The organism is Streptococcus halichoeri, assembly GCF_009870755.1.
GTDB classification, from domain to species: Bacteria; Bacillota; Bacilli; order Lactobacillales; family Streptococcaceae; genus Streptococcus; species Streptococcus halichoeri.
Window position 1 is genome coordinate 73,302 of the sequence record NZ_WLZU01000002.1, and the last position, 14,474, is coordinate 87,775.

At 44.1% G+C, this 14,474-nt stretch carries 12 protein-coding genes; all 12 read right to left on the reverse strand.

Annotated features, from left to right (window positions below):
• Positions 1–169 precede the first annotated feature (169 nt).
• Positions 170–1,360 carry an acetate kinase gene (locus tag GWD08_RS01130; protein ID WP_159544721.1) on the reverse strand — a complete coding sequence of 397 codons (1,191 nt, stop codon included), beginning with the start codon at positions 1,358–1,360 and terminating at the stop codon, positions 170–172.
• Between the two features lie 56 nt (positions 1,361–1,416).
• The gene (locus GWD08_RS01135; RefSeq protein ID WP_159547923.1) at positions 1,417–2,373 is read right to left on the reverse strand and encodes a class I SAM-dependent methyltransferase; all 957 of its coding nucleotides are present in this window, start codon (positions 2,371–2,373) and stop codon (positions 1,417–1,419) included.
• Positions 2,374–2,604: 231 nt separating this feature from the next.
• Positions 2,605–3,000, reverse strand: coding sequence for a competence type IV pilus minor pilin ComGG (gene comGG / locus GWD08_RS01140; protein ID WP_159563947.1), 396 nt, complete (start codon positions 2,998–3,000; stop codon positions 2,605–2,607).
• Positions 2,990–3,439: a competence type IV pilus minor pilin ComGF gene (gene comGF, locus GWD08_RS01145; protein WP_159544715.1), complete on the reverse strand. Its 450-nt coding sequence runs from the start codon at positions 3,437–3,439 to the stop codon at positions 2,990–2,992. The genes comGG and comGF overlap by 11 nt, the downstream gene beginning before the upstream one ends.
• Positions 3,393–3,752: a competence type IV pilus minor pilin ComGE gene (gene comGE, locus GWD08_RS01150; protein WP_159560368.1), complete on the reverse strand. Its 360-nt coding sequence runs from the start codon at positions 3,750–3,752 to the stop codon at positions 3,393–3,395. The genes comGF and comGE overlap by 47 nt, the downstream gene beginning before the upstream one ends.
• Positions 3,706–4,152 (reverse strand): competence type IV pilus minor pilin ComGD, encoded by a 447-nt coding sequence (gene comGD / locus GWD08_RS01155; RefSeq protein WP_159563948.1) that lies wholly within the window; start codon positions 4,150–4,152, stop codon positions 3,706–3,708. The genes comGE and comGD overlap by 47 nt, the downstream gene beginning before the upstream one ends.
• A 17-nt stretch (positions 4,153–4,169) precedes the next feature.
• A complete protein-coding gene (gene comGC, locus GWD08_RS01160) occupies positions 4,170–4,499 on the reverse strand; it encodes a competence type IV pilus major pilin ComGC (RefSeq protein ID WP_269437354.1) in 330 nt (109 codons plus the stop codon).
• Positions 4,499–5,521 carry a competence type IV pilus assembly protein ComGB gene (gene comGB, locus GWD08_RS01165; RefSeq protein ID WP_159563949.1) on the reverse strand — a complete coding sequence of 341 codons (1,023 nt, stop codon included), beginning with the start codon at positions 5,519–5,521 and terminating at the stop codon, positions 4,499–4,501. The genes comGC and comGB overlap by 1 nt, the downstream gene beginning before the upstream one ends.
• Entirely contained in the window at positions 5,466–6,407 is a 942-nt protein-coding gene (gene comGA / locus GWD08_RS01170; RefSeq protein ID WP_159547913.1) for a competence type IV pilus ATPase ComGA, read from the reverse strand. Before comGA ends, comGB begins: the two co-directional genes overlap by 56 nt.
• Before the next feature lie 63 nt (positions 6,408–6,470).
• Positions 6,471–6,833 carry a DUF1033 family protein gene (locus tag GWD08_RS01175; RefSeq protein ID WP_159547911.1) on the reverse strand — a complete coding sequence of 121 codons (363 nt, stop codon included), beginning with the start codon at positions 6,831–6,833 and terminating at the stop codon, positions 6,471–6,473.
• A gap of 282 nt (positions 6,834–7,115) precedes the next feature.
• Entirely contained in the window at positions 7,116–10,757 is a 3,642-nt protein-coding gene (rpoC, locus tag GWD08_RS01180; RefSeq protein ID WP_159547909.1) for a DNA-directed RNA polymerase subunit beta', read from the reverse strand.
• A gap of 97 nt (positions 10,758–10,854) precedes the next feature.
• A complete protein-coding gene (rpoB, locus tag GWD08_RS01185) occupies positions 10,855–14,421 on the reverse strand; it encodes a DNA-directed RNA polymerase subunit beta (RefSeq protein ID WP_159547907.1) in 3,567 nt (1,188 codons plus the stop codon).
• Positions 14,422–14,474 lie beyond the last annotated feature (53 nt).

Consider the following 14,474-nt stretch of genomic DNA (forward strand, 5'->3'; position numbering starts at 1 on the left):
AGTAAACTAAAGTCATTCGTTAAGTATAGTGAACAGATCCAACCAGATAAAAAAGGAGAAACTGAACTTTTCATACAAGCGTCCCTTGCCAAAGCCTTAAAAGGAAGTGCTTGAAATCTTGCGCGCTTTTCTTTTATTCAGAGACGTTCGATGCTGGCCTGTCTTATGACTATTTTTTTAAGCGCTCAACATCACGTGCAATGCAAAGCTCCTCGTCGGTAGGAATAACAAATACTTTGACTTTGGCATCAGCAGTTGAAATATCACCAGAGACACCAAAGACATTTTTTGCTGGATCAAGCTCAAGACCAAAGCAAGTTAGGTCTTTAATGACAGCTTCACGGAAGGTATCTGAGTTTTCACCAACTCCCGCAGTAAACACAATGGCATCCACACCATTTAATACTGCTATATATTGACCAATATATTTTTTAACGCGATCAACATACATGTCAAAAGCTAATTTGGCGTGTTCATCGCCTGCTTCCCAGGCACTAATAATATCACGCATATCACTAGAAGTACCAGAAATACCCAGTAAGCCAGACTCACGATTAAAAACATTGCGGAGTTTTTCGGCATCTGCCAACTCTGGCTCGCGATCAATTAAGAAAGGAATGATAGCTGGATCTAAGTCACCAGAGCGGGTCCCCATCATAATCCCACCTAGCGGTGTCAAACCCATAGAAGTGTCAACTGACTTTCCACCTTTGACAGCGGTAATAGAGGCACCATTACCAATATGACAGGTGATAATTTTAGTATCTTCAAGTGGACGACCCAGTAATTTGGCTGCTTCTTGGGCTACATATTGATGGCTGGTCCCATGTGCACCATACTTACGAACCTGATAGTCTTCATAATAACGATTAGCAATAGGATAGCGATAGGCAACAGCTGGCATTGAGGTATGGAAGGCTGTGTCAAAAACGGCTACATTCGTTACCTTTGGTAATACTTCTTGAAATGCGCGCATAGCGGCAACATGAGCAGGGTTATGAAGCGGTGCTAAGGCACTTAATTCTTCAATTAATTGAATTTCTTTTTCGCCAATGACTGTTGATTCTTTGAAAATCTCACCACCAGCAACGACACGGTGACCTACTCCTGTAATCTCAGAATAATCATCTATAATATGCAAACGCAATAAGTCTTCTAAAAGAATCTTAACAGCCACTGTATGATTAGGAATATCAGTCACTTCTTGTTCGCTTTTACCTTGAAATTTTACGGTAGAAATTCCATTGTCAATACCGATACGTTCGATCAGCCCCTTAGCAACTACCTCTTCTTCTGGCATATTGTACAATTGCCATTTAAGACTGGAACTTCCTGCATTGATTGATATTGTTTTTGACATTTTTGCTCTCTCCTGTAATCGTTTTCTATAATGCGCTACTATTATAACAAAAAATTTTATTTGGTTACACTATCCGCTTGCCATTTTTTAAATTTTGTCATAAAATCCCGTATGTTTTCCGGGCTTGAGAGGTCATTTATCGGGTAAACAAAGGTCTGTCCTGTAACAAAACGACTTTTCTGTAGTATAATAATCGCTTTTTGCATTGCCTTATCACCAAAGATATTTGCTGGCAAGGTAATCAAGGCTCTGATTTCAGCATCATTTTTTAACCATTTTTTGAGGAGCGGACTCTGAGGACTGGTCAGTAAATCTGCTGGAACTAGGAAAATAGCAAAGCCATCAGCTTTTAGATATTTTAATGATTGCTCCATCAGCAAGTGATGCGCATAGGTATGTTCATCTGGACTTGCCACCTGATACCTTTTAGCAATTTGGTCATTAGGATAATAACCAATTGGCAAATCGCTAATAATAACATCACTTTCTTTAAGGATTTGCGGACGAACAGCATCCTCTTGAACAAAGTCTACTGGGCAAGCCATCACTTCTGCAATACTAGCTGCCAGATCAATTAACAAATCATCTAGTTCAATCCCCAAATAGGTAATAGCTTTGGTAGATTGCTGCAGAATTGTAAAAGCTAGGTTGCCTGTCCCACTGCCGATTTCTAGCAAATCCACCTGCGGAGCTACTGCTAATTGGTCAATCAAAAAGGTCATTAAAAAGCCAATGCTATCCGGTGTAAACTGGTGATTCATCTGCAGCTGCTCTGTTTGATTAGCTTTTATAAATAGGAATTGGAAAACACGTCGCCATTCTTTGGCTGTTAAGTGGAGAGCATGCAACTGCTTGTTATTTGCTGCAACTGCTTCAGGTGCGCCCTCAGCCCCTAAATAATAAGCATTTTGCTCAATTAAAGCATCGTAAATATGTGTTTTAAGCTCATTTTCAAGGCGCTGGCAATTGTCTAATAAAAGCTCATAAGCTTGTTCGATTTTTTCAAAATTCATACTCTTATAATAACAGAATCTCTTAGAAATATAAAGAATAGCTCCGCTGGGTGAGGGACGCCTTAGCAAGCAAACCCCATAACTAGGACCACTCCTTCTTGATCTCCTCATCTGGCAACAAAGAGGCGTGTTCTTCCTTTGGAAAGGCTCGCGCAAGCTATTTTCAAAGTGAGAATGACTAACAGCTTATAAGAGTCTAACTAACTGTTAGGGTGCTTTGCTGAGCTCTGCTTATTTTTTTCTGGGTGTATCTGGTGAAATTGGTCGCTTGCTTTTAGCGCCAGGTTGCAAGCTTTCTTGCTCTAAGGAACGCTCTTGCTCAGTCTTAACGAAATCAAAGCGATAGCTATTCTTAGAATTTGTGGTAACTGTGACCTGGGTAGTGTCTGTGCTTGATTGGTAGTGGACCTGTCCAAGGTTGTACCAGATGGTTCCTGTTTTTGCCTGCAAATCGGATTTGCTAAGTTCAGCCATCAGAGCTGCTTGCGTGGCTTCAACCTGCCTAAGATGGGCGGTGCGCTGTAAGTGGAAATGATACAGATAAGCTTGAATCACAAGGACAAACAAGGAGGTCATTAAGAGGGCATAGAGTAAGATGCCTCCTTTAACGGTTTGTTTAAAAAGCATAATAAAAGGTCCTCCTAAGGCCGCTGCGCCACTCCAAATCAATGGTTAGCTGTTTATCTTGCAGCGTCATGGTCGTTGCTTTTAGGTCCAATAGCATGGGATTGTAACCTTTCCCACTGCTAGCTGATTTTCGAAAATCACCCTTGCCTAATTGACCAAAACGAAGCGCCTTTCCATTTTTGGTCACGTAAAGGTAGTTATCCTGAACCTTTTGCAGCTGGCTGCCATTAAGCTCAGCTCGCATTTGTTGAACAAATAATAGCCACTTATCCTGGTCCTGAAACCTTAAACCATGCATTTGCTGAAATAAGGAACGGCTCAAGAGGCTAAATAGCATGAGCGAGGAGCTCAATACCAGCAATGCAGCTAGGCATTCCACTAAGGTAAAGGCCTTAACCCTTGTTTTGCAGCCTACTTTTTGCTCCTGCTTCTGATTCATTAGTGCTGTCACTTTTTTGTTTAATTTTTTCAATGGTAACAATCGTTTTCCTCTGTTCCTTAATCCTTACGAAATGTTCTGTTTTTTCAATAGTCAGGTCATGCCCGTTGAGACCTAGCTGGTCTTGCTTGGTTTGAATGGCCATCACTGCACCTGCTAAGGCCTCTTCTTCTTGACGCCATATGTTGACCTGCCTTTGCTGCGTTTGTAAGCATGTCAATAAGACTAGGGCAATATAAGCAAAGAGGCCAACTGAAATGAGACACTCAAGGAGTATGTAGGCGTTGATGTTCTGTCTTTTTATAATTACCACTTCCCAACATTAATTGATAGCTGATTTCCTGGTGAGGGGTTAAAAATTGGATTTTGCCCAAGGAATGGTGCCCACCTAGCGTATTGATTGGCAGCAACATTGGCTTTTTGACGGTAATAGTCCTTGGCAGGGCAAGCCTGCGCCCCTCAAAAGTAACAGCCCTGTCCTTAACGACAAATTCGCCCTGGCTTTGGCTCAGGACAGCCATTTTTTGCGCATGGCGGTAGAATTGTTCAAAGGAAAGAAAAAATAACCGTTCTTCTACCCGGGCATGCAGGTCATGCCAGGGCCCAGAGATGAGAAGAGTCATTGAAGTAATCACTAATAACACCACTAGGGACTCTGCTAGGCTAAAGGCCTGTATCTGGCACGCTGGTTTTTTGGTTTGTGTGTTTGGCATAATCATCCTTGTAACCGTTAATCTAAAAGCTTGCGTTCTTGTTTTTTGTGTTTTTCATAATAATCCTTGTAAGCCTGAACCTGCTTATCACTGAGGCTTCCCTCTTTCTTTAATGCCGCAAGACTGGCTTTTTGCCCCTGCGTTAGCTCATACAATTCTGCCTGATTTTCCACTACCTTGACAACGGCAGCATTGCCAGTGTCTGTAATCTTGGCCTTTTGCTTACTTAAATTTGGGATAAACAAAAGCATCAAAACACTGATGACAATCAAAACCAGTAACATTTCTAAAAGAGTAAAAGCAGGAACAGGCTTATTGAGCCTTAGCATTGTGCGGTGTTTGGTCATTAAATGATTCCTCCCATAGTTTCATACATCGGTAATAGCAAAGCAGCATAGACCAGCACGATAATCAAAGCAACCCCTAGAAAAATCAAGGGCTGAATCCATTGCGTGGCCTGGTGGCATTTGCTAAAAAAGTGTTGCCAGGTTTCTTGAGCATAAATTTCTAACTCTTGGCCTAGCTTTGCTTTGACTTCTCCATATTCAATCATCAGGGCTAATTCCTTTCTAAAGAAAGGATAGGTGGCAACCTTTTCATGGAAAGCCTGGCCGGACTCCAAGGCGTCTTGCAGGTCCAAACTGAGTTCTCGCATCAACGGAGACTGTTCTTGCCCCAAGACCTGCAAGATGGTCGCTAACTCTAAGCCCTGCCCGATCAAATGGCCCCATTCCCTTGCATAAAAAGCCGTTAGGTAAAGCCGAATAAAGGAACCAAGCAAGGGCCAACGGCTCAGCCCTGTAAGCCAATTTAGGCGTTTCCCTCGTTTCCAAAAGTACGTCAAGATAAGGCCAACCAAAGCAAGACCGACCGCAGAGAGCAAAAAGAGAGTCGGAAAATGACTAACCAAAGTCATTAGCCTACTTTGATGTTCTAATTGCGGTATCAGATAGTGCTTCATTGCAATCATAATCACTAGTAAAAATAGTAACAATATCAAGGGATAGGTCATGACACTAAGGAGCTGTCTTTTAACAACTTGAACCTGCTTGAGATAAGCGACCATCTTCTCTAGACATAAGTGAATATTGCCATGCACCCCAGCCAGACTCATCTGAGTGACTAGCCCTTCTTTGTAGCCTAAGTGCTCTAGCATCTGAGCTAAGCTATGACCTGCCTCTAAATCTTCATACATTATCCGAACAAAAGCTGGTGCAACTAAGCGGCTCTTATCCAAAAACTGCACCATTTCAGGTAGGCTAAAGCCACTGGCATAAAGATTACGAAGCAGCTGTAAGAGTTGATATTGTTCCTTAGCAGTCAAGCGTTTCGGTTTGATATTGATCTTTTGAAATAAGACCTTCTTCATAGAGTGCTTGAATCTGTTGATTCCATGCATTTCCTGAATAGTTTTCATAATCTGAGGCACAGCTATCGATGACCCCCTTTCCTCCTAATAATCGCTGGTAGATAATAGCTGATAAGGTATGCGATAGCTCTTTGCGACTAACGCCCAATTCAAGGAGGCGGGCAAAGACGCCGGGGATACTCTTAGCATGAATAGTTGAGAAAACCACAGCTCCCGTTAGACTAGCCCGAACTGCTGCCGCAGCCGTAGTAGGGTCACGAATCTCACCAATAATTAATAAATCTGGGCGATGTCTAAGGGATAATTTGATGAGCTCATCATAGGTCATGCCAATCGTGGTATTGACTTGGAGCTGAAGCATGCTGTCATTTTGGATCTCAACGGGATCTTCAATGGCAATCATTTGCTGCTTGGCAAACTTTTCCCGAGCAAGGGCATGCATCAATGTGGTTTTGCCTGAACCCACTGGCCCTGCAAACAAGTAGAGTCCGCGTCCTTTAATCTTAGTTAAGACTTGTGACCAGCCATCACCCCAATAAGCCAATTCTCTAGAGCCATCCTGTAAGAGCCGAATGACCAAGCTTTCCCGTCCTTGATAGTCTCCAACCGTTGATAAGCGCAGCCTTATTTTTTGATGATCTGGTAGGTGATAAGTACAGGCTCCCAGCTGGCTTCTACGTTTTTCACCAACGTTCATCCCTGAGAGGAATTTCAGATGGCTAATGACTTGGAGCATTAGCTCGCTTGCTTGTGCACTGAGGTGCTTTCTTCCCGCAAGTGTTTTTATGTAAATCTGATAAGTCTTTTTATACGGTAAAAGATAAAGATCTTCTGCTCCAGCAGCAATCGCTTCTTGTAGTAATTGTTGTGTAAATCCTTTAACCATAGAACCTCCTTACCAGATTATTCGAAAAAAATAAGCAAGATTTAAAAAAATCCTGCTTATTTTTTATAAATTGAGTTTGCAAAACGAAGTTGCCGAGCAATCATTGCGCTGTTCCATCTCAACAGCATTCTTTTCTGGTCCAAGCACTGCTCCATCTTTTAGCAATAAGAGGGAGTGGTATTGCTGAAGGTCGTCATCGCATTTTTCACACCAGCGTTTTTCTTCTTCGGTCCAAAAAGTGGCCAGCCAATTTTTTTGGCTGTGGTATTTGGGAAAGCGTGCTTTCATTTGATACCACTCTTTCTGGTAAGCCTTTACCGCTTCGTCCCAATTGGAATAGGTTTTTTCTTCTGTAATATCCTCTTGCCAGTCTTCCATAAACCACCAAGGTTCCCAATCTCCATACATTTTGATTACTTGATACATAACTTCTTCCTTCTGCTACTCATTATATCGAAAGATGAGAGTTTAATAAAAATATTTGCTCATTTCCGACAACTGTAACCAAATTGTCCCGTTTTTGAAAATCGCTGAGCAAGCAGTGAGCGTGAAACCAGGCATTTGAGCCATTTATCAGTAAAAGCTTACAGCTCTTTCCCTCTAAAGCTTGCAGAGGGCTTTTTATAGATATTTCGAATCTAAACTAAAAAAGATTGAAGAAAAGTCCCAGCAGGGCAATTTTCTTCAATCATAAAAGCTTCTAGATGCTTAGTTACCTTCTTCAATCGTTGCCACAAATTCATGTGAATGGTCACTGTCAATGATTTCTACATCATTAATTGCTTGTGGTTCAATGTTTCGGTAACGCGCCATACCAGTACCAGCTGGAATGATCTTACCGATAATAACATTTTCTTTAAGACCAAGGAGATGGTCTTTTTTACCACGGATGGCAGCATCTGTAAGGACACGAGTGGTTTCTTGGAAGGATGCAGCAGACAAGAAGGAATTGGTCTCAAGCGAAGCCTTGGTAATCCCCATAAGCACCGGACGAGATGTCGCAGGAATGCCACCAGAAATAACAATTTCTTTGTTGGCTTCGGTAAAGTCGGCAATGTCCATAAGTGTGCCTGGTAAAAGATCTGTATCGCCTGGATCCATTACTCGTACTTTGCGCAACATTTGACGGACCATTACTTCGACGTGCTTATCACCGATTTCAACCCCTTGACTACGGTAAACTTTTTGCACTTCGGCAAGGAGGTAGGTCTCAACAGATAGTGTATCGCGCACTTCTAAGAGATGTTTTGGCTGGATAGATCCTTCTGTTAAGGAAGCACCGCGGCTAATCTCATCACCAACAGCAACTTTCATCCGGGCAGTGAACGGTACCACGTATTCACCTTTACCAGTTTTACCTTCAACATAGACTTTCTTGGTACGAGTTGCGGCGTCTTCTTCAATGTCAACAACCCGACCTTTAACTTCGGTAATCACCGCTTCCCCTTTAGGGTTACGAGCTTCGAAGATTTCTTGGATACGTGGAAGACCTTGAGTGATGTCGGTATTAGAGGCTACACCACCCGTGTGGAAAGTACGCATGGTAAGCTGTGTACCAGGTTCACCGATGGATTGCGCAGCAATTGTACCGACTGCTTCACCGACTTCAACGGCATCACCTGTCGCAAGGTTAATGCCATAACAGTGGCGGCAAACCCCGTGACGGGTGGCACAGGTAAAGACAGAACGAATCGTGACTTCTTCGACACCGGCATCAACGATCTTACGAGCCATGTCTTCAGAGATTAATTGGTCGGCACCAATAATCACTTCACCCGTTTCAGGGTGTTTAACAGATTTGCGGGTGTAGCGGCCTTGTAGGCGTTCTTCTAGGGTCTCAGTCACTTCTTTGCCATCAGTAATAGCCTTAATGACAAGACCACGGTCAGTACCACAGTCATCTTCACGAATGATGACGTCTTGGGCCACATCAACCAAACGACGGGTTAAGTAACCAGAGTCGGCTGTTTTAAGGGCCGTATCAGTCATACCTTTACGCGCCCCGTGCGTGGAGAAGAACATTTCCAAAACGGTCAAACCTTCGCGGAAGTTCGAAAGGATTGGCAATTCCATGATGCGGCCATTTGGTGCGGCCATCAAGCCACGCATACCGGCAAGTTGGGAGAAGTTCGAAATATTACCACGCGCTCCTGAGTCCATCATCATAACGATTGGGTTTTTCGGATCTTGTGTTTCCACCAAGCGTTTTTCAAGCGCTTCTTTGGCTTCTCGCCAAGTTGTCGTTACGGCAATGTAGCGATCATCTTCTGTCATCAGACCACGCCGGAAGGCTTTATTAATTTCTTCGACTTTGTGGTGAGCAGCTTCGATAATCTCAGCCTTATTGTCAATCACCGGAATATCAGCGATCCCCACTGTCAAACCAGCAAGGGTTGAGTGATAGTAACCTAGGTCTTTCAAACGGTCAAGGAAAGCAGAAGTCTCAGTTGTTCGGAAACGTTTGAAGGTTTCGGCGATGATATTTCCCAAGTTTTTCTTCTTGAATGGCCCATTAATTGGCAAACGATCAATCAAGTCTTGGATGTCTTGACCAGGTTCAAGGAAGTATTGATCAGGAGTTCCATCAGTTAGGTTAGCATTATTTGGCTCTTGTAGGTAGGGTAAATCTTCTGGCATAATCGCATTGAAGAGAATCTTACCAACAGTTGTCACTAAGATTTTATGCCTTTGGCTATCTTTCCATGGCTTATTTAGCATAGAATCAACAGCAATACCAACCCGGCTATGTAAGTGAGCGTAGCCATTTTGATAAGCCATCACCGCTTCGTCCTTATCCTTGAAGATCATACCTTCGCCTTCACGACCAGCATCTTCCATGGTGAGGTAATAGTTCCCCAAAACCATATCCTGAGATGGCGTAACAACCGGTTTACCATCTTTAGGGTTAAGAATATGCTCCGCAGCAAGCATCAGGAGGCGGGCCTCAGCTTGCGCTTCTTCAGACAGTGGCACGTGGATAGCCATTTGGTCACCATCAAAATCGGCATTGTAGGCTTCACACACCAGTGGGTGCAAACGAAGGGCTTTCCCATCAATCAGCACAGGTTCAAAAGCCTGAATACCAAGTCTGTGAAGAGTCGGTGCGCGGTTTAGAAGAACTGGGTGTTCTTTGATAACTTCCTCTAAAATATCCCAGATCCGCTCATCACCACGTTCTACCATCCGTTTAGCAGCCTTAACGTTGCCAGCAAATTCACGGGCTACGATTTCGCGCATGACAAATGGCTTAAAGAGCTCAATAGCCATTTCACGTGGCACACCACATTGATACATTTTAAGCGTTGGCCCAACCGCGATAACCGAACGACCTGAGAAGTCTACACGTTTCCCAAGTAAGTTTTGACGAAAACGCCCTTGTTTACCCTTGAGCATATGGCTCAATGATTTTAGCGGACGGCTACCTGGTCCTGTAATCGGACGACCACGCCGGCCATTATCAATCAAAGCATCTACGGCTTCTTGCAACATCCGCTTTTCATTTTGCACAATGATACCAGGTGCATTTAATTCTAAAAGACGGGCCAAACGGTTGTTGCGGTTGATCACACGGCGATAGAGATCATTCAAGTCAGAGGCCGCAAAACGACCACCATCTAATTGCACCATCGGCCGCAAATCAGGTGGGATAACCGGTAAAATATTGAGAATCATCCATTCAGGCTTGTTGCCAGATTTGTGGAAGGCATCAAGTACGTCAAGACGACGGACAGCTTTGATGCGTTTTTGACCAGTAGCTGTTTTTAGCTCTTCTTTAAGCAGAGCAATTTCTGCTGGTAGATCAACACGCTTTAAGAGGTCTTGAATGGCTTCTGCTCCCATCTTGGCTACAAAAGCACCGTGACCGTATTCTTGGACTTTTTCACGGTATTCACGCTCCGTTAGCAAGGATTTGGCTTCTAATGGGGTTTCCATTGGATCAATAACCACGTAAGCAGCAAAGTAGATAACTTCTTCAAGAGCACGCGGACTCATATCAAGCGTCAAGCCCATCCGTGATGGAATGCCCTTGAAATACCAAATATGGGATACGGGTGCTTTTAATTCAATATGGCCCATCCGTTCGCGCCGAACTTTAGCACGTGTGACTTCGACCCCACAGCGGTCACAAACGATACCTTTGTAACGGATACGTTTGTACTTACCACAGGCACATTCCCAGTCTTTTGTTGGGCCAAAGATGACTTCATCAAAGAGGCCTTCGCGTTCGGGTTTTAGTGTACGGTAGTTGATTGTTTCAGGTTTTTTAACTTCTCCATAAGACCATGAGCGGACTTTACTTGGTGAAGCTAAGGTGATTTGCATACTTTTAAAACGATTTACGTCAACCACTAGTATTACCTTTCTTCGTTTGTCACATACCAGAGGCTAACAGCCAAAAGAGGCTGTCTAGCGTGGTAAGAGGTAGTGTCGTTTTACTTGTTAAAACTTAGTTTTCTTCAGCTGTTTCAGCCACTTCAGTGACCTCTTGTGCTTGCTTTTCACGCGCTTTTTCAAGGTCATCAACGTGCATCACATCATCATCTTCACCTTCATCAAGGTCACGGAGTTCGACTTCTCTATCATCCTCATCAAGGACACGCATATCAAGACCAAGTGATTGCAATTCTTTGACAAGAACGCGGAAGGATTCTGGTACACCTGGTTTTGGAATAGGTTTACCTTTGGTGATGGCTTCATAAGCTTTCAAACGACCATTAACATCATCAGACTTGTAGGTTAAGATTTCTTGCAGCACATTTGAAGCACCATAAGCTTCAAGGGCCCAAACTTCCATCTCCCCAAAACGTTGCCCACCAAACTGGGCTTTACCACCAAGTGGCTGTTGGGTAACAAGCGAGTAAGGTCCAACTGAACGGGCGTGAAGCTTATCATCAACCATGTGGTGGAGCTTGATCATGTACATGACCCCAACTGACACCCGGTTGTCAAAAGGTTCACCAGTCCGCCCATCGTAAAGGACGGTCTTTGCATCAGCGTCCATACCAGCTTCTTGGACAGTTTCCCATAAATCTTCTGAGGTAGCACCATCAAAGACCGGTGTCGCAATGTGAATGCCAAGGTTACGAGCAGCCATACCAAGGTGCAGTTCCATAACCTGACCAATATTCATCCGTGATGGCACCCCAAGAGGGTTCAACATGATGTCCACTGGTGTTCCATCTGGAAGATATGGCATGTCTTCCACTGGGACAATCCGTGAAACGACACCCTTGTTTCCGTGACGACCGGCCATTTTATCACCGACTTTAATCTTACGTTTTTGAGCGATGTAAACACGCACCAGCATATTGACACCTGATTGCAACTCATCGCCATTAGCACGGGTAAAGATCTTAACATCACGGACAATACCATCGCCACCGTGCGGCACACGAAGAGAGGTATCACGCACTTCACGTGATTTGTCACCAAAGATGGCGTGAAGCAAACGTTCTTCGGCTGAGAGGTCTTTTTCCCCTTTTGGTGTAACCTTACCGACCAAGATGTCGCCTTCTTTGACCTCAGCACCGATACGGATAATCCCCATCTCATCAAGGTCTTTAAGAGCTTCTTCACCAACGTTTGGTACTTCGCGGGTAATCTCTTCCGGTCCAAGCTTGGTATCACGTGTTTCGGATTCAAACTCTTCTAAGTGAACAGAAGTGTAAACATCTTCTTTGACCAAGCGTTCACTCATGATAACGGCATCCTCAAAGTTATAACCTTCCCAGGTCATATAGGCAACGACTGGGTTTTGACCAAGAGCCATCTCGCCGCTTTCCATAGATGGGCCATCCGCAATAAAGTCGCCTTTTTCAACAATATCTCCAACTTTAACAAGTGTGCGTTGGTTGTAGGCGGTTCCTGAGTTTGAACGGCGGAATTTAGTAATGTGGTAGACATCGAGCGAGCTGTCTTCACAGCGGACTTCGACTTTTTCTGCATCGGAAAAGACAACCTTACCATCGTGCTGAGCAATCACAGCCGCCCCAGAGTCGTGGGCTGCCTGATATTCCATCCCCGTACCAACAAATGGTGCTTTGGGATCAATCAATGGCACAGCCTGACGCTGCATGTTGGCACCCATGAGGGCTCGGTTGGAGTCATCGTTTTCTAAGAAAGGAATACATGCCGTCGCCACAGCAACTACTTGTTTTGGTGACACATCAACGAAGTCAACAATGCTTGCTGCAAATTCTTGGTTGTTCCCTTGATGGCGACCCATGACAATGTCCTCAGCAAAGGTGCCGTCTTCATTTAGCTTCGAATTAGCTTGCGCTACAGTATATTCATCTTCTTCATCGGCCGTTAACCACACAATCTCATTGGTGACTTGGCCCTTAGAACGGTCAACTTTCCGATAAGGTGTTTGGATAAAACCATATTTATTGAGGTGCCCATAAGATGACAAGTTATTGATCAATCCAATGTTTGGTCCCTCAGGTGTTTCAATCGGACACATACGGCCGTAGTGGGTATAGTGCACGTCACGCACTTCATAGCCAGCACGGTCACGGGTCAAACCACCAGGCCCTAAGGCTGACAAACGCCGCTTATGCGATAATTCTGACAGCGGATTATGCTGGTCCATGAACTGGGACAATTGGGATGAGCCGAAGAACTCTTTGACAGAAGCAGTCACCGGCCGGATATTGATGATTTGTTGTGGGGTTAACACATCATTGTCTTGGACAGACATCCGCTCACGCACATTACGCTCCATGCGGGCAAGACCAATGCGGAATTGGTTTGCTAGCAATTCGCCGACAGCCCGGATCCGTCTATTCCCCAGGTGGTCAATATCATCCACCTTGCCGATCCCCTCAGCTAGATTGAGGAAGTAGGACATTTCAGCCAAAATATCAGCAGGTGTCAAGGCACGTACTTTATCATCAGGGTTAGCATTCCCAACAAGTGTCACCACGCGGTCAGGATCAGTTGGTGCAACAACCTTGAATTTTTGTAAAACAACTGGCTCTGTCACTACCGCGTAGTCATTTGGCGTGTAGACAAATTTGTTCAGATCACCGTCAATGTGCTCAGCGATCGAATCAATCACCTCGCGAGTCATCTCGGTACCCGCCTCAACCAGGATTTCGCCGGTTTCACTATCAACCAAGTTTTCAGCAATCACTTGATTTAACAAACGCGTTTTCAGATTGAGTTTTTTATTGATTTTGTAGCGACCAACAGCAGCCAAGTCATAGCGTCTGGCATCAAAGAAACGAGCGATCAAAAGACTCCGTGAGCTGTCCGCTGTTTTAGGTTCACCTGGACGCAGACGCTCATAGATTTCTTTAAGTGCTTCGTCAGTCCGTGAATCAGATGGGTTTTTATGAATATCTTTTTCGATGGTATTACGTACCAGCTCGCTATCCCCAAAGATGTCCACGATCTCATCATCGCCTGAGAAACCAAGCGCCCGAACAAGCGTCGTAAAGGGAATTTTCCGTGTCCGATCAATCCGAGTATAGGCAATATCCTTGGCATCGGTCTCAAGCTCCAACCAGGCGCCACGGTTAGGAATAACCGTTGACCCATAACCAATCTTGCCATTCTTATCAACCTTATCATTGAAATAGACACCAGGAGAACGAACAAGCTGAGAAACAATGATTCGTTCGCCACCATTAATGATAAAGGTTCCCATTTCTGTCATAATTGGGAAGTCTCCAAAGAAGACTTCTTGGGTCTTAATCTCACCGGTTTCTTTGTTGACTAAACGAAACGTCACAAAAATCGGTGCTGAGTAGCTAGCATCATGGATACGAGCTTCTTCCAAAGTATACTTAGGTTCCTTAAATTCATAACCGACAAACTCAAGTTCCATGGTATCTGTAAAGTTTGAAATAGGAAGCACATCTTCAAATACCTCTTTCAAACCAGCATCAAGGAAGTCTTTGAATGAGTCTGTTTGGATCTCAATCAAATTTGGTAAATCAAGAACTTCTTTAATTCTTGAAAAGCTACGACGTGTACGGTGTTTCCCGTATCGAACTTCATGTCCTGCCAAGTTTTTAGCTCCTTTTTCTTTTTAACAGTTGCTGTTATGCAAAAGCGTCGCCA

What these genes read in the sequence shown, in the direction of transcription:
- comGG (WP_159563947.1), bottom strand. Translation starts at nt 3,000, where the DNA reads ATGCTTTTTAAACAAACCGTTAAAGGAGGCATCTTACTCTATGCCCTC.
- comGC (WP_269437354.1), bottom strand. Translation starts at nt 4,499, where the DNA reads ATGACCAAACACCGCACAATGCTAAGGCTCAATAAGCCTGTTCCTGCT.
- comGF (WP_159544715.1), bottom strand. Translation starts at nt 3,439, where the DNA reads ATGAATCAGAAGCAGGAGCAAAAAGTAGGCTGCAAAACAAGGGTTAAG.
- GWD08_RS01130 (WP_159544721.1), bottom strand. Translation starts at nt 1,360, where the DNA reads ATGTCAAAAACAATATCAATCAATGCAGGAAGTTCCAGTCTTAAATGG.
- GWD08_RS01135 (WP_159547923.1), bottom strand. Translation starts at nt 2,373, where the DNA reads ATGAATTTTGAAAAAATCGAACAAGCTTATGAGCTTTTATTAGACAAT.
- comGD (WP_159563948.1), bottom strand. Translation starts at nt 4,152, where the DNA reads ATGCCAAACACACAAACCAAAAAACCAGCGTGCCAGATACAGGCCTTT.
- comGA (WP_159547913.1), bottom strand. Translation starts at nt 6,407, where the DNA reads ATGGTTAAAGGATTTACACAACAATTACTACAAGAAGCGATTGCTGCT.
- comGB (WP_159563949.1), bottom strand. Translation starts at nt 5,521, where the DNA reads ATGAAGAAGGTCTTATTTCAAAAGATCAATATCAAACCGAAACGCTTG.
- GWD08_RS01175 (WP_159547911.1), bottom strand. Translation starts at nt 6,833, where the DNA reads ATGTATCAAGTAATCAAAATGTATGGAGATTGGGAACCTTGGTGGTTT.